17 protein-coding genes, 1 tRNA gene and 1 pseudogene are annotated in these 24,537 nt (G+C 69.1%); 3 read left to right on the top strand and 16 right to left on the bottom strand.

The window, feature by feature from the left end; all coding sequences use genetic code 11:
* Positions 1-20: 20 nt before the first annotated feature.
* The 5 genes from ACYVF7_RS04275 to ACYVF7_RS04255 form a co-directional block, all read right to left on the bottom strand.
* Positions 21-1,730, bottom strand: a complete 1,710-nt coding sequence (locus tag ACYVF7_RS04275) for an RICIN domain-containing protein (RefSeq protein WP_460335148.1) — start codon at positions 1,728-1,730, stop codon at positions 21-23.
* Positions 1,731-2,472: 742 nt separating this feature from the next.
* Positions 2,473-2,895, bottom strand: a complete 423-nt coding sequence (locus ACYVF7_RS04270) for a barstar family protein (protein WP_460335145.1) — start codon at positions 2,893-2,895, stop codon at positions 2,473-2,475.
* A 426-nt stretch (positions 2,896-3,321) separates the two neighbouring features.
* Positions 3,322-3,870: an SUKH-4 family immunity protein gene (locus ACYVF7_RS04265; protein WP_460335142.1), complete on the bottom strand. Its 549-nt coding sequence runs from the start codon at positions 3,868-3,870 to the stop codon at positions 3,322-3,324.
* A 177-nt stretch (positions 3,871-4,047) separates the two neighbouring features.
* Positions 4,048-5,694: a cellulase family glycosylhydrolase gene (locus ACYVF7_RS04260; RefSeq protein WP_460335139.1), complete on the bottom strand. Its 1,647-nt coding sequence runs from the start codon at positions 5,692-5,694 to the stop codon at positions 4,048-4,050.
* A gap of 331 nt (positions 5,695-6,025) precedes the next feature.
* Entirely contained in the window at positions 6,026-7,333 is a 1,308-nt protein-coding gene (locus ACYVF7_RS04255) for a serine/threonine-protein kinase (RefSeq protein ID WP_460335136.1), read from the bottom strand.
* 249 nt (positions 7,334-7,582) lie between these two features.
* Here ACYVF7_RS04255 and ACYVF7_RS04250 point away from each other — a divergent pair, with 249 nt between their 5' ends.
* Positions 7,583-7,873, top strand: a complete 291-nt coding sequence (locus ACYVF7_RS04250) for a tyrosine-type recombinase/integrase (RefSeq protein WP_460335133.1) — start codon at positions 7,583-7,585, stop codon at positions 7,871-7,873.
* A gap of 68 nt (positions 7,874-7,941) precedes the next feature.
* Here the strand turns inward: ACYVF7_RS04250 and ACYVF7_RS04245 are convergent.
* The 3 genes from ACYVF7_RS04245 to ACYVF7_RS04235 all read right to left on the bottom strand — a co-directional run bounded on the left by ACYVF7_RS04245 (position 7,942) and on the right by ACYVF7_RS04235 (position 10,500).
* Positions 7,942-8,014 (bottom strand) — tRNA-Thr (locus tag ACYVF7_RS04245).
* Between the two features lie 62 nt (positions 8,015-8,076).
* The gene (locus ACYVF7_RS04240) at positions 8,077-9,582 is read right to left on the bottom strand and encodes an alpha/beta hydrolase (protein WP_460335130.1); all 1,506 of its coding nucleotides are present in this window, start codon (positions 9,580-9,582) and stop codon (positions 8,077-8,079) included.
* A gap of 84 nt (positions 9,583-9,666) precedes the next feature.
* Positions 9,667-10,500: a PSP1 domain-containing protein gene (locus ACYVF7_RS04235; RefSeq protein ID WP_460335127.1), complete on the bottom strand. Its 834-nt coding sequence runs from the start codon at positions 10,498-10,500 to the stop codon at positions 9,667-9,669.
* Between the two features lie 179 nt (positions 10,501-10,679).
* Between ACYVF7_RS04235 and ACYVF7_RS04230 the strand changes: the two genes are divergently transcribed.
* Positions 10,680-13,427: a lectin gene (locus tag ACYVF7_RS04230; RefSeq protein WP_460335124.1), complete on the top strand. Its 2,748-nt coding sequence runs from the start codon at positions 10,680-10,682 to the stop codon at positions 13,425-13,427.
* A gap of 4 nt (positions 13,428-13,431) precedes the next feature.
* Here ACYVF7_RS04230 and ACYVF7_RS04225 read toward each other — a convergent pair whose 3' ends face one another.
* From ACYVF7_RS04225 to ACYVF7_RS04215, 3 genes are read right to left on the bottom strand one after another with little or no spacing between them, the layout of a single operon-like run.
* Positions 13,432-14,355, bottom strand: a complete 924-nt coding sequence (locus tag ACYVF7_RS04225; protein WP_460335121.1) for a fructosamine kinase family protein — start codon at positions 14,353-14,355, stop codon at positions 13,432-13,434.
* Between the two features lie 2 nt (positions 14,356-14,357).
* Positions 14,358-14,837 (bottom strand): low molecular weight protein-tyrosine-phosphatase, encoded by a 480-nt coding sequence (locus tag ACYVF7_RS04220; protein WP_460335118.1) that lies wholly within the window; start codon positions 14,835-14,837, stop codon positions 14,358-14,360.
* Between the two features lie 59 nt (positions 14,838-14,896).
* A complete protein-coding gene (locus tag ACYVF7_RS04215) occupies positions 14,897-15,481 on the bottom strand; it encodes a TetR/AcrR family transcriptional regulator (protein ID WP_460335115.1) in 585 nt (194 codons plus the stop codon).
* Between the two features lie 77 nt (positions 15,482-15,558).
* On the opposite strand from ACYVF7_RS04215, the gene ACYVF7_RS04210 reads away from it, so the two are divergent.
* Complete coding sequence (locus ACYVF7_RS04210; RefSeq protein WP_460335112.1) at positions 15,559-16,299, top strand: glucose 1-dehydrogenase; 741 nt, start codon at positions 15,559-15,561, stop codon at positions 16,297-16,299.
* Positions 16,300-16,350: 51 nt separating this feature from the next.
* Here the strand turns inward: ACYVF7_RS04210 and ACYVF7_RS04205 are convergent, their stop codons facing one another.
* From ACYVF7_RS04205 to topA, 5 genes and pseudogenes are all read right to left on the bottom strand, one after another.
* Positions 16,351-18,099 carry a S8 family peptidase gene (locus ACYVF7_RS04205; protein WP_460335109.1) on the bottom strand — a complete coding sequence of 583 codons (1,749 nt, stop codon included), beginning with the start codon at positions 18,097-18,099 and terminating at the stop codon, positions 16,351-16,353.
* Between the two features lie 130 nt (positions 18,100-18,229).
* Positions 18,230-19,384, bottom strand: a complete 1,155-nt coding sequence (locus tag ACYVF7_RS04200; RefSeq protein ID WP_460335106.1) for a DNA polymerase III subunit delta' — start codon at positions 19,382-19,384, stop codon at positions 18,230-18,232.
* A gap of 400 nt (positions 19,385-19,784) precedes the next feature.
* Complete coding sequence (gene tmk / locus ACYVF7_RS04195) at positions 19,785-20,798, bottom strand: dTMP kinase (RefSeq protein ID WP_460335103.1); 1,014 nt, start codon at positions 20,796-20,798, stop codon at positions 19,785-19,787.
* Between the two features lie 73 nt (positions 20,799-20,871).
* A pseudogene (locus tag ACYVF7_RS04190) lies at positions 20,872-21,804 on the bottom strand (MFS transporter); the annotation flags it as partial.
* A 26-nt stretch (positions 21,805-21,830) separates the two neighbouring features.
* Entirely contained in the window at positions 21,831-24,464 is a 2,634-nt protein-coding gene (topA, locus tag ACYVF7_RS04185) for a type I DNA topoisomerase (protein ID WP_460335100.1), read from the bottom strand.
* Positions 24,465-24,537 lie beyond the last annotated feature (73 nt).

The following is a 24,537-nucleotide window of genomic DNA, read 5'->3' as shown; positions in this document are numbered from 1 at the left end:
CTCAGTCATACCGCTGTCATCTAGCGGGCTGTGAGGGTCCAGAGATGATCTGCGGTGCCGTTGTCGTCCCACTGGATGACCTGGGCACCGGGAGCGGTGCTCATGCCCGTGACGCCGAGCAGTAGGCCGCTGTTGTGGTTGATGATCTTGTAGTGGCCGTTCCCGTCGGCGGTGACCTGCCACAGGTGGTCGGCGGTGCCGTTGTCGCTCCAGATCAGAGCGGTTCCACCGTCGCTCTTGCTCATGTTGGTGATACCGAGGAACAGCCCGCTGGCCTTGTTGGCGATCTTATAGAGACCGGAGCCGGCGTCGACGAGAGTCCAGGTCTGAGTGGTGTTGGACGAGGGAGCGGCCTGGTCGACCAGAGTCCCCTGGGCGGTGCCGGCGTTCTGGGTGTCCAGGGCCAAGCCGCTGTTCACGTTCTTGATCTGATAGGAGCCCGCCAGCGAGGACGGTCCCCCGCTGCCCGGAGTGACCACCAGGTGGTACCCGTAGTTGGCGTTCATCCCCGAGATGGGCACGGTGATGGAGCCATTGGTCACGGCGTAGTTCGACTCGGCCAGCGTGGTGGGCCCCGAGACCGCCACCGTGCGCCCGGGTGAGGGCGTGTACTCGACCTTCACATGGGCGGTGCTTCCGAAGGCGCCGAGTCCGTTGATGGTGACGGCGCAGTCCCCGGAGCCGTGACCGACGATGACGCTGAGTTGGTCGCCGGCGCTGTCCAGCGCCGCGGCGCCGTCGATTCCGGTTTGTGCGGGCGGGGCGGTGACGACCATCTGGCCGTCCATGTCGGCGTACCACTTGTAGAGCCAGTAGGCGCCGTTGGGCGAGCCGCCCTGGCCGGTGAGCAGGTCGCCGAGCGCGCCGGACTGGTTCCAGAACGCGAGTTCGGCGTCGTGGACACCCAACCGCTCGAACTTGGCGATGTAACTGACGAGGGGGCCGGGGATGCCGACCTCGGAGGGGGCGGCGTACTCCTCGATGGCGATCGGGCGAGGGCTGATTCCGAGGTTCTTCTCGATGGTGGTGACGTTGGCGACGTCGCCGGCGATCTTGGCGGAGTTCGACAGCTCATGCCAGGCCAGGATGTCGGGGACGGTATTGGTCGCGACCGCGTTCTTCAGAAAGTTCTGCATGTCGCTGATGTTGTCCGAGAAGCTCGGGCCCTGGATCGGGGTCGTCGCGTCCTTGGACCGCACTTCACGGTAGGTCCGGGTCCAGAAGTCTTCGAAGGTGCCGTTGGAAGACGACCAGGTGCCGTCGGCCTCGTTCCACAGCGCGTACGCGGCCAGGTTCGTGATCCCGGACGCCTTGACCTGAGCGATCTGTTGGTCCACGAGGGTGAACCAGTTGTTCCAGCTGAACTGGTACGGCCAGCCGGCATAGATGTCGGAGAGCCGGTCCACGACCTTCGCACCCGCCTGGGCCGCTTCCGGCGCCACGGTCAGGATGTCACCCGTGGGTTGCTGTTTACCGCCCTGTGGCTTTTGCACGAACGTGTTCGGCTTGATCGGGCGGACCAGGCTGTCAGCCGGCGTCGTGGCGTTCGCCAGGCCGTACAGCGAGCCGGTGGCCACATGCGTCACCGGACGCAGGACCTGGTTCGCGTTGACAACGAGGGTGGTGGCGGCGTGCGCGGGAGTGGAGACGAAGGCGGTACCGACTGCGGCGAGTGCCAGCGAGGTGAGTAGGGCGGCGGCTTTTCCGCCTCTGGTCCTGGTTGTGTTCACTGTGGGCTCTCTCGATGAGTGAAAGACTCGGGGTGGAGCCATGAGTTACGGTCGATAATCGGGATTCGGACGGCGCGTAAGTGATCACGATCGAAGGGGCCGCGCGCGGCGTGCCGTGAGCGGAAGAGGCATGGGATTCAGTCCTTCGGCGAAGACGGAGTCCGACCAGGCCCCACGAAGAGGGAGACGGCGGCCAGGGCATTGCGCTGATCGGCAGGATGACGGGTGCGAACAGTCTCGGTGCCGGCGATCCCCGCGACGGCCAGGAGCGGCGGCCTGTGGCTCAACGGAGCCGCTGGACCCGAGACAACCGGCGCCTATGGACCGAGCCGGGCGGAACATGGAAATCCTCGAATCAGTTCCTTATGAGGTCGACGACGGTTCAGCTCTCCAGAAGTCTGGTCAATCCGCATTTTCTGTCGGAAACCTAGGCTCAGCCGTCGAGGACGTCAAGGATCTTTCACGCTCGTTTCATTTTGCCGCCACTTGGCCAACGTACGGAAACGGCGACGCTATGAGCTGGAGGATAGGCGGAAGCAAAGGGCTGTGCGCGCCGGAGCGCGACCTAGCGACCACGAGAACCAGAGTCACACTCACTGAACCTTTTCCGCCGGCCTTTGGAGGCCGGCCAATCACAGCATGATCGCTGGCAACGTGGCGGCTCGGAACGAAGACAACGTGCTGGGCATTGTTGCGCGGGGTCAAGCGCATGTGCGGGCCGAAGCGTTGTGAGGCGAGGCGCTCAGCGCAGTTCGACCTCGACGCCGTGTTCGGCGAACATCTGCAGGAGAGAGTCGAGAGTGACCGCCGGCGCGTACCGATGCCGGTCGTAGCCGGGGACGAGGTGTTCACCGGCCACCGCCGAGTCGTGCCAGACCAGTCGGAACCGCACCCGAGCACCCCACCCTCCACCAAGGCAGTCATCGAGGGCGTCAAGGTTCCAGCCGAAGTAGCCACCCGGGCCGTTGATCGCCTCCCCTACGGCGCAGTAGAAGCCCTCGATGTCGGTGACGAAGCGGCCGTCGAGGTTGAACACAATCCCTGCCGGCCGGTCCGGAACATCGGAGCGATGATGGGCCAATGCCACGCCGGCCCACTCGTGCCGCAGCGTCCGGTCATAGCGGGCCCATCGCGGCAGATCCGGGCGTCTGTGGCGTGCAGTCACTGACCGTAAGAGAACCGAAGGTCGGCGAAGAGCAGGTGGTTGAGTCGCCGCCGAAGGTGTCCGGTCTTGCTCTGATCAGGAGCTTCATCGGGAGTGACCAGGGTGAACTTCAGCGAGGTCTCGCCGCCCACGGCCGTCAACTCGAAGTGCACCTGGTCGTTGGGTCTACTTGGCCAAAGCGATGACCATACGACCCGGTTGGGCTTTTCGGCATCCAAGACCCTCGGCTCTACTTCATCGGAGAGCAGGTTTAGCCATGGCCGCGTTCCCTGCCGATGAGGCTCTACAAGCGACTCCCAGATTACTGACGGGGGCGCTGGCAGTTTGCGTGCCCTCGAGCCGATTTCGATCACGCTCAGAAGCGTATGCGGACTCGCACGGCGCTCGATCTTTCACGACAGCCGGGTATACCCCTCCGCGGGAGAGTCAGTACAGCCACCGATCGAGGACCGCGGGCCAAAAGTGAGTCAGGTGATCGCCGACGTTGCCGTATGCGGGCGGGTCGAGACGCGTGATCTGCTTCAACAGGCCGGCGAGTTCGGCGAGTGCCGTCTCTTCTGTCGCGTCGTCCTCGTCCCAGTGGATCGCCGTCGAGCCCGCCAGCCAGGTGCTGACCAGATGCAGCGAACACAGCCAGTGGTTGATCGAGGAGTTGACGAACCTGGTACTGCCGCTCGATGTCTCCTGCTCCAGCACGCACCCGGTCTCCGGCACGGCAGCGTATGCCCAACCCGGCTGAAGCCGGTTGGGGCCACGGCCCGCGAGCCGGTACATCATCGACTCCGCCCTGAACGACACCATGTCAACGACATCTTCCAGCAGAGGCACTCCGCAGGAGACCAGCGCCGCTTTTTGCTGCTCGGGGAGCCGCCACGCGGCCACATCCGACGCAGCGGCACGTACGACCGGTCCCACGCCGGCCCACGCCTCAAGCGCCTTGAGGCCGAGGGGGCTCCCAAGATCGTTCGCCGCCACGCTCCACGAGACCAGCCGGCGGTTAGAACGGCCGCCCTAGCCGGCACCAGACCAGCCCGGAATGCTCGCCCATCGGCAGGCGTGAGTACGGCTCAGGATCGGCACCGCTTCGCGCGGTCGGCGGCAGATGAGTGCGTTCGGTCTTCTGGCCATGGCCTGTCCAGGCGGCTCGTCGGCTTACAAGCATTGGATGTTCGTCGCTCCTGGGCTGGACGGGCCGTTGGCCGTGAAGCCGATCGTCATTGACGCGTTGGGTGCGAGGGTGGGCGATTGACTCGGTGCCTTGGCCGTCCACGTGGTGGCGTTCGCGGTGACGGTCGCGTTCCACCCGCTGCCGAGGGTCACGCCGGACGGCATGGTCCAGTTGACAGTCCAAATGTTCCAGGCCGACGTGCCGGAGTTGGTGACCGTCAGCGCCGCCTGGAAGCCGCCCTGCCACGTGTTGGTCAGGGCGTAGGTCGTTGCGCACGAGACCCCGGCCGGCGGGCTCGACGTGCCGGGCGGGGTGGTGGTCGGCGTACTGCCCACCGGCGGGATCAGGGACGGCCCGATGATGTCCATCTTGTTCTGGTTCACCGTGACCCAGTCGTCCTGGACGATGCCGCCGGTGTCTCCGGAGTCGGGGTTCCACGACCAGTACGTGAACGACATGCCGTTCGTACCCGAGCCCATATAGCTCATCAGCTTGGTCATCCACTGCGTGTCCAGCGGGTTGGCCAGCGTGCTGCCGAACTCGCCGACCAGGATCGGCGCGGTGTTGTTCTTGAACAGGTATCCCCAGAAGTGGTCCCAGACGTCCGGCAGGTTGTTCGGGAAGTTCGCGTCCTTGAACCACGGCTGCCGATCGTAGACCGAGATGCCGTAGTCGTGCGCCGAGTACACGAGCCGGTTCGCCACGCTCAGCTGTACCGGGTACTGGGCCGCGGCTGCGAGGTTGCCGCCCCACCAGTCGCATTCCATCGGGTCGTCGGGGACGTTGTCCCACTGGTTCGGCGTACCACCTGATGGGCAGCTGACTCCCTCGACAAAGATCAGCCAGTTGGAGTTGGTCTGGAGCACCGCGTTGCCGATGCGTTGCGCGGCCAGTCGCCAGTCGCGGGCGGTGTCGCCGCAGCCCCAACAGGCGCCGGTGCCGTTCGGTTCGGTGCCCTCGGCGTGTGGCTCGTTGAACAGATCGGCGCCAATGACGGTCGGGTTGTTCGCGTAGTGCTGGGCCAGCATCTGCCAGTCGGAGATCTCGCTGGCCTCGGAGACGCTCGAGGTGTACCACAGGGCGGTCTGGCCGGCCGCCGACGGGCGGTGCCGGTCGAGGATGATGCGCATTCCCTTCTGCCCGGCGTAGTCGACGACCTTGTCGAGGATCTGCAGCGGGCTCAGCCCGAGCAGGTCCGGATTGCTGTCGGAGTTGATGCTGGTCGCCTGCGCCCCGGAGCGCAGCGAGTCGCCGGTGAACGGCACCCGGATCGTGTTGAAGCCGAGTTGCGCCATGTGGTCGATCTGCATCCGCCAGGTGGCGTTCCGGCCGGCCCACAGCCCATGGAAGGTGTGGTTGTCGGTCTCCATGCCGAACCAGTTAAGGCCGGTCAGCCGTACGGTCGCCCCGGTACTGTCGACGATCTTGTTGCCGCTGGTGTGTAGATAGCCGGCGCCGGTACCCGCCGCCGCGGCCGGGGACGCGGAGGCGGTGACGGCCACGAGCGCGGCGGCCGCGGCCGTCAAGACCGAGGCGGCCGCGGCGAGCGCGCCCCGACCACGCCTACTGCGCGGTCGGCCCCGCCTGTTCCTGCTGGGAAGCCGCCAACGGGAGCGACGTGCGACGTCCATGGGGAATCCCTTCGCAGCCCGGACTCTCATCACCGTGGGCAGGAGCGGCGTCATTGTTCGATTTTCGAGCGGATGCCGTCAACGACGAGCCCGCGTCCAGCCCGGTGACCTGCGGCGACAAATGAAAGCTTTCAGTACGGCGGCGGAGCTCACTCCAATCCGGACGCCGGGCCAGGCGAGGTAAGCGGACAGGTGGAGAGGTGACGCGAGGGGTCATTGGACGCTTCAACGCGGACAGCGTTCAGAGACACCGTCGTCCCGCATCCCGTGCTGGGTGCCGTGATCATCCGTGAGGCCACGAGGCGCCCCCGGAGGGGCATTTGTCTTTGCGCTAGTAATGGTTCACTACATAGCGGGCCAAGGCGAAGGCGGCCACGATCAAGAAAATCACTCCGAACACCAGGACGACGCCCAGCACTACCGAATCACCGTCAACAGGCGCTCCGCCCATGGCATCCTGCACGAGGATGAGTCCGTCAGCGCCAGTGCCTTTGACTTTGGCCAGGTCGACACCGTGGTCGATCGCGAACTCGCGGGCTGCGGCGGTCGCGTAGGCTCCATGCTTTTTCTTAACGGCAACGATAATGTCCTGCTTACGGATCGAGCCGTCGGCGCCGGTGCCCTTGATGGAATCCAGGTCCACACCGAATTCAGCCGCGAGCTTCTGAGCATCCGGGGAGATGCGGACACCAGCGCTGCGGATTTCCTGGTCTGCCTTCATACCGGTGGAGTGGGCGCGCAGCCCGGTTCGGGGATCGCGCTTGGTACCAGTGTCGCCAGACTGACTCCGGCCGTGCTCGGACTCTTCCTGTTCGAGCGATCGCGGACGGGCGAGCAGGGTGAGGAGGTCGCGGGTTTCTTCGGTGGTGAGCCGTTCGGTTGGAGTCTTGCGGAGAAGACCGCTCAGCACGGGAGCGAGGCGACCGGCGTAGGCGGGCGGAATGGGGTCTTGGGTGGCGATGGCCGCAAAGACCGCGCCAGCTGTGGGGCCGGTGAATGGCGGGTGGCCTTCGACAGCGGCGTACAGAGTCGCACCCAACGACCATAGGTCGGACTGGGGGACGGGTCTGCCGTCAACCTGCTCGGGTGACATGAAGGCCGGCGTGCCCAAGATCGCACCGGTCCGGGTAAGGGTGACATCACCCTCCAGCGCGGCGATGCCGAAGTCGGTCAACACGACCCGGTCGCCTTCAAGGAGCACGTTGGCGGGTTTGATGTCGCGGTGGATGATGCCGTGTGCATGGGCGACCGACACCGCTTCCAGCATCCGCAGACCGATGGTGGCCACACGCCGCACCGGCAACCGGCCGTGCCGCTTCAGCTCATCGGCCAAGGATGTGCCGTGGATGAGTTCCATCACGATCCATGGGCGGCCGTCCTCACCTACTACCCGGTCGTACACGGTCACGATTCCCGGGTGCTTCAACCGGGCGGCGGCGCGCGCTTCACGCCCCATCCGGGCGTGCCAGCGGGGACGCTCATGCTCGTCGATCCACTCGGGGAGCCGCAGTTCTTTGACGGCGACCTCGCGGTCCAAGCCGGTGTCGAACGCTCGCCAGACCGCCCCCATCCCGCCCTGTCCGATCTTTTCCACGAGCTGGTACCGACCCGCCAGCAACTGCCCGTTCAAGCCGCCCATAGGCCAAACATAACGTTGCTGATGAGCGCAGACGAGGACATCCCAACGACGAATACACACGAATGTCTATAAGAAGCCTGACCTCAGGTGGCGAACTTGCCGATGTCCGGCTTGAGCTCACCGCGTCGGGCGGTGGGACCTGTCGACCGCATGGCGGCTGGGTCTTGACGCATCGATGCTGGGATCTTGCGCTGCGCGAGAGAGCGACGGATCCGTTGGCGGCCGTTCCTGCGGCTTCAGCGGTGGTCCGTGTCGGGTGGGGCGGTCGTCCGGTCTCGGGACGGGTCGGCCCGAAGAGGCCGCACGCCCGGCCCGAGGGCCGGGCGGCCGCCGGCCGAACCGCTCCCGTATGCGCGGCTGCACGACCTTCGGCACATCCACGCGACGACGCTCCTCCTGGCGGGCGTCCCCGTCCACGTCGTCGCGGCCCGCCTCGGCCATGCCGACCCGGCGATCACGCTTCGGGTCTACGCGCACGTGGTCCGCTCGGCCGAGACGGCCGCCGCCGACGTGTTCGCCAAGGCCATCAAGGCGGCATAGGAGCCGCTGTTAGCAAAGGCGTTAGCAAGAAGCCCCCTTCCATGATCGGAAGGGGGCTTTGACCTGGGAGCCGCCTGTCGGAATCGAACCGACGACCTATTCATTACGAGTGAATCGCTCTGCCGACTGAGCTAAGGCGGCCTGCCACACGAGGTGTGACGCAGTGAGTCTACCGGGTTCTCAGCACTCCTCGCGCACCCATATCAGTGGCACATGGTGCCCTTCCTCGGCGGCGCACCGGTGATCAGGTAGCGGTCGACCGCGGTGGTGATGCAGGGGTTGCCCTGGAGGTAGGCGGTGTGGCCGTCGCCGTCGAGGCTGAGCAGGACGCCCGACTTCAGCTGCGATGCCAGGCCCTGGGCCCACTTGTACGGGGTGGCGGGGTCGCGGGTGGTGCCGACGACCAGGATGGGCTTGGCGCCTTCGGCGGCGAAGGCCTTGGGCTTGGTGCCGTCCTGGACGGGCCAGTAGCCGCACGGGAGGGTGCCCCAGACCACGAACTGGCCGAAGAGCGGGGCGGCCTTCTTTGCGCGGTCGGCCTGGTTCTTCCAGGCGCCCAGGTCGCGCTCGTAGGGCTTGTCGACGCAGTTGACGGCCATGTTGGCCTCACTCTGGTTGGAGTAGGTGCCGTCCTTGTTGCGTTCGACGAGGAGGTCGCCGAGTCGGAGGAGGGTGGTGCCGTCGTTGTTGTCGATGGCGCTCTTGAGGGCGAGTTTCAAGACGGGCCAGGTCTGCTTGTTGTAGAGGGCGGCGGCGACGCCGAGTTCGACGAGGGACTCGTCGACGATCCTGCCGTCGTTCAGGCCGTTGCGGAGGGGTTTCTTGTCGGTCTGGGCGAACAGCTGGGACAGCCGGTTCAGCGCGGCCTTGGTGTTGCCGGTGCCGAGTGGGCAGTCGCGGGTCTTGACGCAGTCGGCGGCGAAGGCCTTGGTGGCGGTGTCGAAGCCCTTGGCCTGTTCGATGTTGATGTCGTCGGCGGACAGCTTGGGGTCGATGGCGCCGTCGAGGACGAGGGCGCGGACGTGCTTGGGGAACTCCTCGGCGTAGTAGGCGCCGAGGTAGGTGCCGTACGAGGCGCCGTAGTAGGTGAGGCCCTGGTCGCCTAGGGCGGCGCGGAGGATGTCCATGTCGTGGGCGGCGTTGGCCGTGCCGACGTACGGCAGCAGGTTGGGGATGTGGTTCTTGCACTCATCGGCCCACATCTTGCTGACGTCGACCAGGGCGTTGACCTCGGTGGGGTCGTCGGGGGAGGTGTCGGTCTGGAAGAACTTGTCGAGCTGCTTGCCGGTGAGGCAGCGGACGGTGGGGCGGCTCTGGCCGACGCCGCGCGGGTCGAAGCCGACGATGTCGAAGTTTCTTCGCAGGTCGGCGCCGAACTGCCGGGCCGAGCCGCGGGCGAACTCCACGCCTGAGCCGCCGGGGCCGCCGGGGTTGAGCACGAGCGAGCCCTTGCGCTGGCCGCCTTCGGCGGGCAGGCGGATCACCGGAAGGGTGATGAAGCGGCCGGTCGGGTGGGCGTAGTCGAACGGGACCTGCAGCGTGCCGCATTGGAACCCGTTGCCGCAGTCGCGCCAGGAGATCCGCTGGGCGTACACGTTCGCGGTGCCGCTGGGGGACGGGGCCGACGCGGTGGACTTCGGGGCGTCCGTGCAGGCTGTCACCACGATCGCGGCCGCCGCCAGCACGGAGACCGTACGGAACTTGTTCACGCCGTTGCCGTTCTCGTCGCCGTTGGGTTCGCTCGCAGCCTACGCGGGCGTGGCCCGTTTTTCGCTACTCAGCGTACCGGCGAGTCATCCGAGAGTGTCACCATAGTGACGGTCGTGCTGTTTGCGAGGAGAGCATACGGATGCGGACGGGCAGGCACAGCGGCCGCCGTCGTCGAGCCGGACCGTAACCGTGTCGGAAGGGACGTTTCGGCCCACGACCTGTCCCTGGCCCTTTTCGGTCTGCACTCGAGCGCCGAGCCGCGGCATGCGGTTGTGCGCCTCGACGTACAAGGGGTGCTCGTACTTCAGGCAGCACATCAGCCGCCCGCAGGCGCCGGCGATGCGCAGCGGGTTGACGGGGAGGTCCTGCTCCTTGGCCATCCGGACCGACACCGGCTCGAAGTCCTTGAGGAAGGTCGCGCAGCACAGGTCGCGGCCGCACGGGCCGATGCCGCCCTGCAGACGTGCCTCGTCGCGGGGGCCGACCTGGCGGAGCTCGACGCGCGCCTTCATGGCGCGGGCGAGGTCGCGGACGAGGGCGCGGAAGTCGACGCGGTGCGGCGCGGAGAAGTAGATCTTGTAGGTGTTGTCGCGGTCGAGGTAGTCGACGCCGATGACCTTCATGGGGAGCTCGTGCTTGCGGATGAGCCGCTTGGCGATGGACCGCGCCTCCGCGCGCCGTCGCCGGTTGGCCTCGTCCCGGGCGAGGTGCTCCTCGCCGGCGATGCCCGCGCAGACCGGCAGCTCGACGTCCTCGGAGACGTACTGCGGCGCCCAGATGCACTCGGCGACCTCCAGCCGGCCTCGGTCGGCACGAGCACCTTGTCGCCGACCTTCGGGGAGTACGGCCCTGGGTCCAGGTAGTAGAGACGTCCGTACCGCGTGAAGCTGACGGCCATCATCATGCCCATGACTCACTCCGTCCGCCGAGGGGGTTGAACCTGGCCGTCAGACTACGCGCAACCGGTATGACTCCGACGTGAGTGACATCACACGGATGGCCGGGTCCTGACAGATTCATTGACGGTGCCGCTCACGGAGCGTAGACGTGATCAGACAACGTTGTCATCGGCCGCCTCATCCGAAGGACAACCCACATGGCCCTCCCCCGCCCCATTGCCCCCGTTCTTCTGTCGACCGTCACCGTCCTGAGTGCGCTGCTGACCCCCGTACGAGCGGAGGCCGCGTCGCTCGTCACGAACCCGGCCTCGCTGGTCAACCCCCTGCTCGGCACCACGAACGCGGCCAACGACTTCCCCGGCGCCGACGTCCCGTTCGGAATGGTGCAGTGGAGTCCCGACACGAACCCGCGCCCGTACGGCGGCGGTTACTCCTACACCAGCTCGACGATCACAGGCTTCAGCCTCACCCACATGGCCGGGCCGGGCTGCAAGGCGTACGGCGACGTCCCGATCATGCCGACCGTCGGCGCCGTCACCGACGCCGGCTCGGCGAGCGCGTCCTTCTCGCACAAGGACGAGTCGGTCTCGCCCGGCTCCTACTCGGTCAAGCTGGGCAACGGCGTCCGGACGGACCTGACCACGACGACCCGCGGCGGGATCGGCCGGTTCGCCTTTCCGGCCACCACCCAGGCGAACCTGCTGTTCAAACTGACCGGCAGCCAGAACGGCACCTTCGCCGACACCTGGAAGGTGGTCGGTGACCGGGCCGTCGTCGGGTCGGTCACCAGCGGGAACTTCTGCGGCCAGGGCAACCGCTACACCGTCCACTTCGCCGTCACCTTCGACCGCCCGTTCGCGGCCGGCACGTGGCAGGCCGCGACGCTGCGGCCGGGCGCGAAGACCCTCACCGCCGCCTCGACCAGGCGGGTGACGTCGCAGGCCGCCCCGGCCGAGGAGGGCGACGCGCCGAACAGCCCGCGTCCGCACGGTCCGCAGCGGCCGCAGGCCGCGCCGCTGACCGACCCGAACGGCGCGTACCTGACGTTCGACACGACCAAGAACCCGGTGGTGACCGCCCGGGTCGGCCTGTCGTTCACCTCCGACGCCGAGGCCCAGGCCAACCGGGACGCCGAGGTCCGCACGCCGAGTTTCGAGCACGTACGGGCCGCCGCCCGTACGGCCTGGAACTCCGCGCTCGGCCGCATCCGCGTGGCCGGCGGCACGCTCGCGCAGCGGCACGTCTTCTACACCGCGCTCTACCACGCGCTCCTGCACCCGAACGTCATGAGCGACGCCGACGGCCACTACATGGGCTTCGACAACGCCGTGCACCGGGTCGCCCGCGGTCACGCCCAGTACGCCAACTACTCGGGCTGGGACATCTACCGCGCGCAGGCGCAGCTCCTCGGCATGATCGCGCCGGAGCAGGCGAGCGACATCGCCCAGTCGGCGGTGAACGACTACGCGCAGAGCGGCCAGCTGCCGAAGTGGTCCCAGGCCAACGGCGAGACGTACACGATGATCGGTGATCCCATCGATCCGATCATCGCCGACCTGTACGCGTTCGGCGGCCGGCGCTTCGACACGGCCGCGGCGAAGAACGCGATGGTCCGGGGGGCGACGGTCGCCAGCAAGATCCGGCCTGGGCTGAACTACCTCCAGAGCATCGGGTACACGCCGAGCAACGGCGTGTACGGCTGCTGCAACTACAACGGCTCGGTCTCGACGACCCTGGAGTACAACACCGCCGACTTCGCCATCGGCGCGTTCGCCGGCGCGCTCGGCGACAAGGCCACGAAGACGAGGTTCGTCACCCGTGCCCAGAACTGGAAGAACCTCCTCAACACCACGAGCGGCTTCATGCAGCCCCGTACCGCCAGCGGCTCGTGGACGACCGGGTTCGACCCCGCGTCCAAGAGCAACATGACCGAGGGAACGTCCTGGCAGTACACCGGCATGGTCCCGTTCAACGTGCGCGGCCTCGCGGACGCCAAGGGCGGGAACGCCGCGATGATCGCCTACCTCGACCACGTGCTCGCCGCGTACGACGGCAGCGGCGGCGACCACGCGAACCTCGGCAACGAGCCGAGCATCGAGCTGCCGTGGGAGTACGACTACGTCGGCCGGCCCTGGCGCGCCCAGGAGATCATCCGCGACGTGGAGAACAAGCTGTGGCCGGACTCCCCCACCGGCTGGGGCGTCGGCAACGACGATCTCGGCACGATGAGCGCCTGGTACGTCTGGTCCGCGATCGGCGCCTACCCCGAGACCCCTGGCACCGCCGACCTGGCGCTTGGCAGCCCGGAGTTCACCAAGGTCGTGATCAGGCTCAGCACCGGCCGTACGCTCACGATCGACGCGCCGAAGGCCGCGCCGAACGCACCATATGTCCAGAGCGCCACCTGGAACGGCCACTCCTGGAACAACGCCTACCTGCGGCCGTCCGCGGTCCTGGACGGCGGCACGCTCCACCTGGACCTCGGCACCACGGCGAACACGTCCTGGGCGACAGCAGCGTCGTCGGCGCCTCCCTCGTACGCGGGCGCCGCCGCGCCACCGACCCGCACCGGGCCGATCACCTCGGCGATCGCCGGGAAGTGCGTCGACGTCCGGTCGAGCCGGGCCGCGAACGGCAACCCCGTCCAGCTGTACGTCTGCAACGGCACGAACGCCCAGAAGTGGACCGTGCACGACGACGGGACGCTCACCTCCTTCGGCCTGTGCCTGGACGCCGACGGCACGGCGGACGGCGCGAACGTACGGCTCTGGGAGTGCGGCGGTACGGGCGGCGGCCAGCGGTGGACGTACGACGCGTCGGCGAAGACCCTCGTCGAGCAGCGCTCCGGCAAGTGCCTCGCCACCCCGCAACCGGCCGACGCGACCCAGCTCCAGCTCGCCCCCTGCGACGGCAGCGACGGCCGCCGCTGGACGCTGCCGGGGTGACCGATCAGAAAGTGAGTACGGACCGGGCCGCGGCCAGGGTCTGGCCGCGATAGGACGAGCCGAACAGGACGACGTGGACGAGCAGCGGGTGCAGCTGATGCAGCGGCACCCGCGCCCGCCAGCCGTCCGCGAGCGGCGCCGTCTCGTCGTACGCGGCGAGGATCCGCTCCAGCTGGGGCGCGCCGAACAGCGCCAGCATGGCCAGGTCGGTCTCCCGATGTCCGGCGTGCGCCGCCGGGTCGATCAGCCACGCCCGGTCGCGGCCCCACAGCAGGTTGCCGGACCACAGGTCTCCGTGGATCCGGGCGGGCGGCTCCTCGGGTCCGGCGGCGTCGGGGATGCGCTCGGCGGCGCGCTCGAGCCGTGCCGCGTCACCCGCTGACAGGGCTCCGCGGTCGACCGCCATCCGGACGTACGGCAGGACGCGGCGCTCGGCGTACCACTCCGGCCACGACGAGCCCCGGGCGTTGTCCAGCGGCAGGGAGGCGATGTAGCCACGCCACGGCGCGCCGTACGCCTCCGCGCCCGCGCCGTGCAGGACGGCCAGCTCCCGGCCGAACCGCTCGGCCGCCTCCGGCGTCGGCGACCCGCTCTCGATCCACGGCAGGACGAGCGTCGTGTCATCGACGGCGAGCACCTCCGGAACGGGTCCGGACGCCTTCGCCTCGGGCGTCTCCCCGCCGGGCGACTTCTCCCGGGACTTCTCCTCCGGCGCCCCCGGTGTCTCCGCGCCGACCGCTTGGCGCCAGCCGTCGCGCAGCCAGCGCAGTCCGGCCGCCTCGGCCGCGAAGAGGCCGTCGATCCTGCGCCGGGACTCCTTGACGAAGACCCTGCGCCCGTCGGCGAGGGTGACCCGGCGTAGCGACCACTCGTGGCTCGTGCCGAGGTCGGCGACGTCCGCGACGGGTGTGCCGAGCAGCCGTTCCACGGTCAGTCGGCGTTCTTGAGCTCTTCGCGGACGTGGCCGAGCAGGCCCGGCACGGCCGCCTCGATCTGCTCGCGGACCTCCTCGAAGGCCGAGTCGCGGCTGTAGTACGGGTCGGCGACGTCGAGGTCGCGAGCGTCCGGGTCGAACTCGCGCAGCAGGCGGACCTTGCCCGCGGCCTCCTGGCCGGGGGCCAGGCGGCGCAGGTCGCGCTGGTGACCCTCGTCCAGCGCGATGATCAGGTCGTAGTGGTCGAACCAGGCCGGCTCGAACTGGCGCGCCCGGTGCGAGGAGGTGTATCCGGCGCGGCGCAGGGTCGCGACGGTGCGGTGGTCGGCGGGGTCACCGATGTGCCAGCGCCCGGTGCCGGAGCTGTCCACCTCCACGTCGAGGGCCTCATCTTGGACGTGCCGGCGGAAGATGTGCTCGGCCATCGGGGAGCGGCAGATGTTGCCCGTGCAGACGAACGTGACGCGGTACGGCATGCGGCAAGACTAATCAGCGCACGACGGTCCGGCATCCACAGCCTGTGGATGCCGGGCTGTCAGGAAGGCCAGGCGCGCATGGCCAGGTCGGCGACGGCCTCCAGTCGCTCGCGGGGCGCGCCGTCGCGGGCCTGGGTGGACATGCCCTGGATCGTGGCCGCGTAGAAGGTGGCCAGCGCGTCGGGATCCGTACCGGCGGGGAGGCGGCCGGCATCGACGTCGGCGGCGATCCGGCCGCGGATCACCGCCTGGCTCGCCTCCCGCTGGCCGCGCAGCTCCGCCTCGACGTCCGGGGACCCGCAGTTGACCGCCGCGCAGATGATCAGGCAGCCCCACGGGTGGGCCGGATCGGTGTACTCGGCCGCGGCCTCGCGCAGGACGCGCTCGATCGCCGCGCGGGCGGTCGGCTCCTCGTCCAGGGCGCGCGCCGCGAACGCCCCGTACGACCGCTGGTAGCGCTCGACGACCTCGGTGAACAACCGGCGCTTGTCGCCGAACGCGGCGTACAGGCTCGGCGGGTTGATGCCCATCGCCCCAGTGAGCCCGGCGATCGAGGTGGCCTCGTAGCCGTGCCGCCAGAACTCCATGGTCGCCCGGTCCAGCGCCTCGTCGCGGTCGAACGTCCGCGGTCGTCCCTTCGCCATGACTCAAGTGTAGCGATCGCTAAAAAACCACGCTACAGTCCTTATTTGTATCGATCACTACATAAAAGGAGTGAGTGATGGGCGACCTGAGCGGCCGTACGGCCCTGGTGACCGGGGCGAGCCGGGGCATCGGCAGGGCGATCGCCGAACGCCTGGCCGCCGACGGTGCGCGCGTCGCGGTGCACTACGGCGGCAACGAGGCGGCGGCCAAGGAGACGGTGGCGGCGATCGGGGAGGACCGGGCGTTCACCGTCCGCGCGGAGCTGAGCGCGCCGGACGCGGTGGACACGCTGTTCGCCCGGCTGGACGAGGAGTTCGACGGCCTCGACATCCTGGTGAACAACGCGGCCATCGCGACGTCGAGCGACTTCGAGAACACCACGCCGGAGGAGTTCGACCGGATCTTCGCGGTGAACGCTCGCGCGCCGTTCTTCATCATCCAGCGGGCCCTGCCCCGGCTCCGCGACGGCGGCAGGATCGTCAACATCTCCTCCGGCGTCACCCGGATCGCGATGCCGGAGATCATCACCTACGCGATGACCAAGGGCGCGCTGGAAACCTTCACCCGCACCCTGGCGCAGCAGCTCGGCCCGCGCGGCATCACCGTCAACACGGTGGCGCCCGGCATCATCGACACCGACGTCAACGCCTCCTGGCTGCGCGATCCGGAGGCCGCGGCGGCCGCCGCCGCCCGGGCCGCGCTCGGACGGGTCGGCCGGCCGGAGGACGTGGCCGACGTCGTCGCGTTCGTCGCCTCCGACGACGCGCGCTGGGTCACCGGCGACTGGATCGACGTCACCGGCGGCTCCGACCTGTGATTCGCGCGACACGGCCCGCCCGCGGTTCGCGGGCGGGCCGTGGCTAGTGCGTCAGCGGCCGACGGCGTGCAGGGCGTCGACGACGCCGCTGCCGAAGAAGCCGTTGTGACGGGTCGAACCCTCACACGTGTGGGTGGCGGTCACCTTCTGGTACGTGCCGTCCGACTGCAGGACGTACCGGGTGTAGGTGAAGGCGCTCGGCGACGGGCAGGGCTGCCGCGTGGCCGTTCCCTGCATGATCCGCTGGACCACGTCCGGGGACAGGGTCAGGCCGCCGTGCCTCGGGTCGCGGTGCCCGTACCGGCTGACGATGAGCGCCGCGACCCCGGCGGCGTGCGGGGAGGCCATCGAGGTGCCCTGCAGGTACTGGTAGTAGCCGCAGGTCGTGCCCTTGCAGTCGCGGACGACGTACGGGACGTTCGGCGTGCCGTCGGCGTTCAGCTCGCCGCGCGCCCGGGCCAGCGACTCCGGGTAGGCCGCGAGGATGCCCTTCGTCACGTCGCGCTTGCCGTCGGCGGTGTCGTACACGTCACCGCCGGGCGCGGCGACGTCCACGTACCCGTTGCCGTAGTCGGAGTAGTACGCCTTCCGGCCGCTGATGCCGACCGAGGAGACCGAGATGACGTTCTGGCCCTCGCTGGGCTCGGAGACGCAGCTCGGCGGGATCGTCCGGCTGTACGGCGCCTCGCCGGGCGTGGCCGCGTAGTCCGGGCTGGAGTCGTCGACGATCGTCTTGGTGTAGTCGGTGGCGCCGTTGCCCGCCGCCGACACCAGCGTGACGCCGTGCCGGTGGGCGTAGGCCAGCGCCCGCTCGGAGGCCGCGATCACCGTGCGCTGCTCGGCCTGGTACTCCGGCGAGTCGGCTGGGTTGTCCGCGCAGTTGAACAGCCACGGGTCCGTGTAGAAGCTCATGTTGACGACGTCGATCCCGGCGTCCCCCGCGTACGTGAGCGCGTCCACCACCGGCTGCAGGAAGAAGTACCCCGAGTCCTGCCCGGCCCGGATGTTGACGAGGGTGACCTTCGGCGCCACGCCCGCCATGCCGAGCCCGTTGAGCGGGGAGGCGATCGTCGAGGCGACGTGCGTGCCGTGCTCGTTGTCGTCCTCGTCGACCGGGTCGACGCAGGAGGGGTGCTCGCAGGGGCCGTCGACCTCGGTGCCGTTGGCGTCGACCGGGATGTCCTTGGTGAAGTTGCGGCTGAGCCCGCGGTCGAAGTTCGCCCGGATGTCGGGGTGGTTCCCGTCGATGCCGGTGTCGATGACCCCGACGCGCACCCCGCGGTCGCCGGGCTCCACCCGGTACGACCCGTCGGCGGTCGCGTGGATCTTTTGCATGTCCCACTGGCTGCCGGCCAGCGGATCGCCCTTCGCCTTCGCGGTGGCGGCGCGGCTCCCGCCGTCGCGGCCTTCCTTGGTGGCGCTGCTCCCGCCGTCGCGGCCTTCCTTCTCGACCGCGATGTTCTTGTCGGCCGCCCGGTGCGTCACCTTGGGCGCCTCGCCGACGGCACGGTCGCGCGCGACCCCCTCGACCGCGGGCTGCCGCCGGGCGTCGGCGCCGAACGCGGCGCGCGTCGAGCGGACGGTGGCCAGGCCGACGTCCGTGTTCTCCCGGACGATCGTGCCGCCCGCGGCTCGGATCGCCGCGTGCGCCTGCTCGAGGGAGACGCCGTCCTTGTAGAGCACGACGTACTCCGCGGCCGTTCCGTCGGCCGAGGTCGTCGCCGTGGGCCCCGCGTGCGCGGGTGCCGCGAGCGCCGCCGTGACGGCGGCACAGGCGACGAGAATGATGGCGCGCCGCACTGCACACCTCCAGATATGTCAACCGAGCGCCGGTAAAGAACCGGCAATGGAGGCATCAGAACGGTTGAGTGCGTGCTTCGTCCAGTGTTGCGACGTATGAGACCTGTGGCCGGTAATGGCCAGAGGGAGATCAGCCGGTGCGCAGGGCCATCGCCATGGCCTCGACCGCGAGCAGCGGGTTGACGTTGGCTTCCAGGCGCTCCCGGCACTCCATGATCGCCTCCAGGCGGTGGAGCGTGGCCTCCGGGGTACCCCCGGCCGAGCGCAGCTCCCGGGAACGGTCGGTGTTGACCAGCTCGACGCCGGCGCCGAGCTGCACGACCAGCAGGTCCCGATAGTAGGAGGCCAGGTCGAGCAGGGCGCGGTCGAGGGCGTCGCGCTTCATGCGGGTCGTCCGGGACTTCTGCCGGTCCTCCAGCTCCTTGAGGGCGCCTGCGGTGCCGCGCGGCATGCGGCCCTTGGCGCTCTCGCCCAACGCCTGGCGCAGCGCGGCGGTCTCCTCCGCGTCCTTCTCCGCGCCCAGCTCCTTGGCCTCGGCCTCCGCGGCCTTCACGAGGGCCTCGGCGGCGCCGACGGCGGGACCGACGCCGGTCAGCCGGGACGGGACGGCCAGCACCTCGGCGCGCCGCCGGCGTGCCTGCTCGTCGGTCGCCAGGCGCTTCGCCCGCCCCACGTGCCCCTGCGCGGCCCGCGCGGCGGCGGATGCGACGTCCGGGTCGATCCCGTCCCGGCGTACGAGCACGTCGGCGACCGCGTGCGCGGGTGGCGTCCGCAGCGTCACGAGGCGGCAGCGGGACCGGATCGTGACGACCAGGTCGTCCGGCGACGGCGCGCACAGCAGCCAGACCGTACGGGCCGGGGGCTCTTCGATGGCCTTGAGCAGGGCGTTCGCCGCCTGCTCGGTGGACCGGTCGGCGTCCTCGAACAGCACGATCCGCCACCTCCCGCCGGTCGGCGACGAGGCGGCCCGCAGCACCAGCTCACGGGTCTCCCGCACGCCGTACGACAGACCGGCCGGGCGGACGACCTCGACGTCGGCGTGGGTGCCGGACAGCACCTGGTGACAGGACGCGCAGTGCCCGCAGCCCTGGTCGGGACACAGCAGCGCGGCGGCGAAGGCGCGGGCGGCGGTCGAGCGGCCCGACCCGGGCGGCCCGGTGAACAGCCAGGCGTGCGTCATCCCGCCGCCGCCCTCGCCGGCCAGGACCTGCGCCCCGGCGGCAGCGGCGGCCTGCAGCTGCTCGATGACGGGCCCCTGCCCGACCAGATCGTCGTACACCGTCACGCGTCGATCTCCTCCAAGCCCTGGCCTGCCGACCCGCGGGCGTACTCGATGCTAACGGCTGCCGGGGGCCGCCGAAGCGCACGTCGCGGGACCCGGGTCACGAGGAGGACTCGATGCCAACGGCTGCCGCCGGCCGCCGAAGCGCACGTCGCGGGACCCGGGTCACGAGGAGGACTCGATGCCAACGGCTGCCGCCGGCCGCCGAAGCGCACGTCGCGGGACCCGGGTCACGAGGAGGACTCGATGCCAACGGCTGCCGCCGGCCGCCGGAGCCCTCGGCGCCAACGGCCGGCGGAGCGTACGTCGCGGGGCCGGTGCTACGAGGAGCGGACCAGGGTCTACAACGTGTGAGGCCCGGCCGGAGCGGCCCCTGGACCATCCAGGGGCCGTTCCTCTCTGATCAGTCGCTGATGATCGGCATCGTGCTCGTGACGGCCTCGGCGGTGGCGGGCACGGGGTCGGGCAGGATGGCGCGGACCCGATCGTGGATCTGCCGGCTGATCTCCTGCTGCGGCTGGGTGCCGTCGATCACGAGGTACCGGTGCGGCTCGGCCTCGGCGAGAGCGCGGAACCCGCGGCGTACCCGCTCGTGGAACTCCTGCGGCTCGGACTCGATCCGGTCGGCCGGGGAGGCGAACCGGCTCAGCCCGACCTCGGACGGCACGTCCAGGATGATCGTCAGGTCGGGGGTGAGGCCGCCGGTGGCCCAGCGGTTCACCTCGGCGATCTCCTTGACCTTCAGCTCGCGGCCGGCGCCCTGGTAGGCCAGGGACGAGTCGACGTACCGGTCGGTGACGACGATCGCGCCGCGCTGCAACGCCGGGCGGATGACCTCGGCGACGTGCTGGGCCCGGTCGGCGGCGTACAGCATCGTCTCGGCGCGGGGGGACAGGCCGGTGGTCTCCTTGTCGAGGAGGATCGCGCGCAGCCGCATGCCCATCTTCGACGAGCCGGGCTCGCGGGTCGTCACGACGTCGAAGCCCTGGTCGCGGAGCCAGATCGCGAGGAGACGCGCCTGGGTGGTCTTCCCGGCGCCCTCGCCGCCCTCGAACGCGAGGAACACCCCACGCTCGCCGCTGCCGGGCTCCTCGGGGGTGTACACCTCGCCGCGCAGCGCCGCCATCAGGTCGCGGGACAGCGGGATGCCCTTGCGGTCGTCCATCTGCCGATAGGCGAGCAGGCCCACGATGACGGCGACCAGCGCGCCGAGCAGCAGGACGGCGTTGGGGCCGCCGAAGTGGTAGACGCCACTCTTGCCGTACTTCAGGAGGTGGTCGCCGACGGCGCCCGCGATGAACGGCACGGCGGCGACCGTGAGCAGCAGCACGACCCTGACGAGCGACTGCAGGAACGCCCAGGTGCGGCCGCGCACGCTGTCCTCGACCTCCAGGCCGACGAGCGTGTAGCCGACCACCCAGGCGATGCCCGCCGGCCCCCAGCAGGGCCGTCAGCAGGGCGACGATGACGAGGTTCTGGATGATCGCGATCAGTGCGAGGGCGATGCCCGCCCCGATGATCGCCAGGCCGAACAGGCGGCGTCGGCTGAAGTCCTTCAGGATGCGGGGCGCCAGGAACATCCCGATCGCCATGCCGACGAACACCATGCCGAAGACGACACCGTACGCGGCGTCGCCCCCGCCGAGGGCCTTGACGTAGACCTTCGCGATGCCGATCACCGCGCCGCCCGCCGCGAACGCGCCGACGATCCCGACGGTCAGGCCGCGCACCATCGGCGTCGAGCCGACGAACCGCCAGCCCGCGATGATCTGCTTGAGGATCGACGGAACCGAGACCTTGCCGCTCTGCCGGGGGATCTCGCGCAGCGAGAAGATCGTGATCGCGGAGACCAGGAACGTCACCGCGTTGATGTACAGCGCGAGGTTGGCCTGCTGGCGCTGGTTCGCGAACACCACGCCCGAGATCAGGGCCAGCACCGAGAACGTCCCCGCCGCCACAGGCGCGGAGCCGTACGTCGAGATCAGGCTGATCTGGTTGGCCTTCTCCAGCCGGTCCTTCGGCACGAGGTTCGGGACCGAGGCCTCCTTGGCCGGGATCCAGAACAGCGTCACGACCTCGACGAGGAAGGTCGCGCCGTACAGCCAGTCGAGGCGGCCCACGAGCGGGATCGACAGGAACAGGCTGAACCGCAGGATGTCCGCGATCACCATCGTGGTGCGGCGGTCGAAGCGGTCGGCGACCGCCCCGGCGAGCGGTCCGAAAACCAGCGCCGGAAGCAGTTTGACGACGAGGACGCCGCCGATCGCGTAGTTCTCGGCGGAGCCCTTCGTGAGCGAGCCGGCCAGCGCGGTCAACGCGAGGATGCTCAGCCAATCGCCGAAGCTGGACAACGAAAGCGCGATCCAGAGCCGACGAAACGGCTTGATCGACAGCACGCCGGGAGAGCTGCCCGTTCTGGTCATTGTGTCAGCGTATCCACCTCAGAGCGTCAGGAGCGCGACTTCGCCGTACGCCGCCGGGCCGGCTTCTTACCGCCACCCGCGGCCACCTTCTCGCGGCGCTCGGCGAGGAGCTCGAGCGCCCGCTGCATGGTGATCGACTCGACTTCGTCGCCTTTTCGCAGGCTGGCGTTGGTCTCGCCGTCGGTGACGTACGGGCCGAAACGTCCCTCTTTGATGACGATCTTAGTCTTGCTGGCCGGGTCCTCCCCGAGCTCGCGCAGCGGCGGCGCCGCGGCCGCCCGGCCGCGTCCGCGCTGCTTGGGCTGGGCGAAGATCTCCTTGGCCTCCTCGATGGTGGCCGTGAACAGCTGGTCCTCGCTCTGCAGCGACCGGCTGTCCGTGCCCTTCTTGAGGTACGGGCCGAACCGGCCGTTCTGCGCGGTGACCGGCTCGCCGTCGATCTCCCCCAGGGTGCGCGGCAGCGACAGCAGCTTCAGGGCGTCCTCGAGCGTCACGGTGTCCAGCGCCATCGACGCGAACAGCGATGCCGTACGCGGCTTGGCGCTCTTCGGAGCGTCGTCCGGGAGGATCTCGGTGACGTACGGCCCGAACCGGCCCTTCTTGGCCACGATCGGGTGCTTGGTCCCGGGGTCGATGCCCAGCTCGCGGTCGCCGTTCGGCTGCGCGAACAGCTCCTCGGCCTTCTCCTTGGTCAGCTCGTCCGGCACCGTGTCGTCGGGGATGTTGACCCGCTCGCCGTCCCGGTCGAGGTACGGCCCGTAGCGCCCGACCCGGATCATGATGTCGCTGTCCGGGATCGGGAACGAGCTGATCTCCTTGGCGTCGATCTCGCCGAGGTCGCTGACCAGCTGCTTCAGTCCCTCGCCGTCCTCGCCGAAGTAGAAGCGCTCCAGCCACCGCACCCGCTCGGCCTCGCCGCGCGCGATCTCGTCGAGGCCGTCCTCCATGTGCGCGGTGAAGTCGTAGTCGACGAGGTGGCCGAAATGCTTCTCCAACAGGTTGACCACGGCGAACGCCCGGTACGACGGCACCAGCGCGGTGCCCTTCTTGAACACGTAGCCGCGGTCGAGGATCGTCCCGATGATGCTGGCGTACGTGGACGGCCGGCCGATCTCCCGGTCCTCCAGCTCCTTGACCAGGCTGGCCTCGGTGTAGCGGGCCGGCGGCCGCGTCGAGTGGCCGTCGGCGCCCAGCTCCGTCGCGGTGAGCGGGTCGTCCTCGTCCAGCTGCGGCAGGCGGCGCTCCTGGTCGTCGCGGTCCGACGACGGGTCGTCCGCGCCCTCGACGTACGCCTTGAGGAAGCCGTAGAAGGTGATGATCTTGCCGGAGGCGCCGAACTCGGCCCGCTCGCCGGTGGTCGACTCGCCACCGACGCGGACGGACACCGACTGCCCGGTGGCGTCCTTCATCTGGCTGGCCACGGTGCGCTTCCAGATCAGCTCGTACAGCTTGAACTGGTCGCCGGACAGCCCGGTCTCGCCCGGCGTACGGAAGCTGTCGCCGGCCGGGCGGATCGCCTCGTGCGCCTCCTGAGCGTTCTTCACCTTGCTCTGGTAGACGCGCGGCTTGTCCGGGACGTAGTCGGCGCCGTACAGCCCGCGCGCCTGGTTGCGCGCGGCGTTGATCGCCGTCTCCGACAGCGTGATGCTGTCGGTACGCATATAGGTGATGAAGCCGTTCTCGTACAGCCGCTGCGCGACCTGCATCGTGTACTTCGCCGAGTAGCCCAGCTTGCGGCTGGCCTCCTGCTGCAGCGTCGTCGTACGGAACGGGGCGTACGGGCTGCGGCGGTACGGCTTGCGCTCCACCGACGAGACGGCGTACGGCCGGTCGCGCAGGCGCTCGGCCAGGCCCCGTGCGGCGGCCTCGTCCAGGTGCAGGACGTCCTGCGTCTTCAGCGTGCCCTGGGCGGTGAAGTCGCGGCCCTGGGCGACTCGCTTGCCGTCCAGCGAGACGAGGGTGGCGGCAAAGGAGGAGGGCTCTTCCGGCTTGCCGGTGTCGAACGTCGCCGACAGGTCCCAGTAGTGCGCCGGGACGAACGCGATGCGCTCGCGCTCCCGCTCGACGACGAGGCGGGTCGCGACGCTCTGCACCCGGCCCGCCGACAGCTTCGGCATGACCTTCTTCCACAGGACCGGGCTGACCTCGTAGCCGTACAGGCGGTCGAGGATGCGCCGGGTCTCCTGCGCGTCGACGAGCTTGATGTTCAGGTCGCGAGGGTTCTGCGCGGCGGCGCGGATGGCGTCCCGGGTGATCTCGTTGAACACCATGCGGTGCACGGGCACCTTCGGCTTCAGGACCTCGCGCAGGTGCCAGGCGATCGCCTCGCCCTCGCGGTCCTCATCCGTCGCGAGAAAGAGCTCGTCGGCGTCCTGCAACAGCTTCTTGAGCTTGGCGACCTGCTGTTTCTTGTCCGCGTTCACGACGTACAGTGGCTCGAAGTCGTGATCGACGTTCACACCGAGCCGGGCCCATGATTCGCCCTTGTACTTCGCCGGAATATCGGCCGCTTTCTCCGGAAGATCACGGATGTGGCCGATACTGGACTCCACGACGTAGCCACGGCCGAGATACCCCGCGATCGTCTTGGCCTTGGCAGGCGACTCGACGATCACCAGGCGGTTGCCGTTGGACCTCGTGGTGCCGTTGCTGTCGGGCACGGTGCTTGAACCTCACAAATCTCGACTGCGGCGGGAGTCATCAAGTGCCACCCCGAAGCCGGTCAACGTGCGA

The sequence above is a fragment of the Actinoallomurus acanthiterrae genome (assembly GCF_054775715.1).
This window is presented reverse-complemented; position numbering and strand designations above follow the sequence as displayed.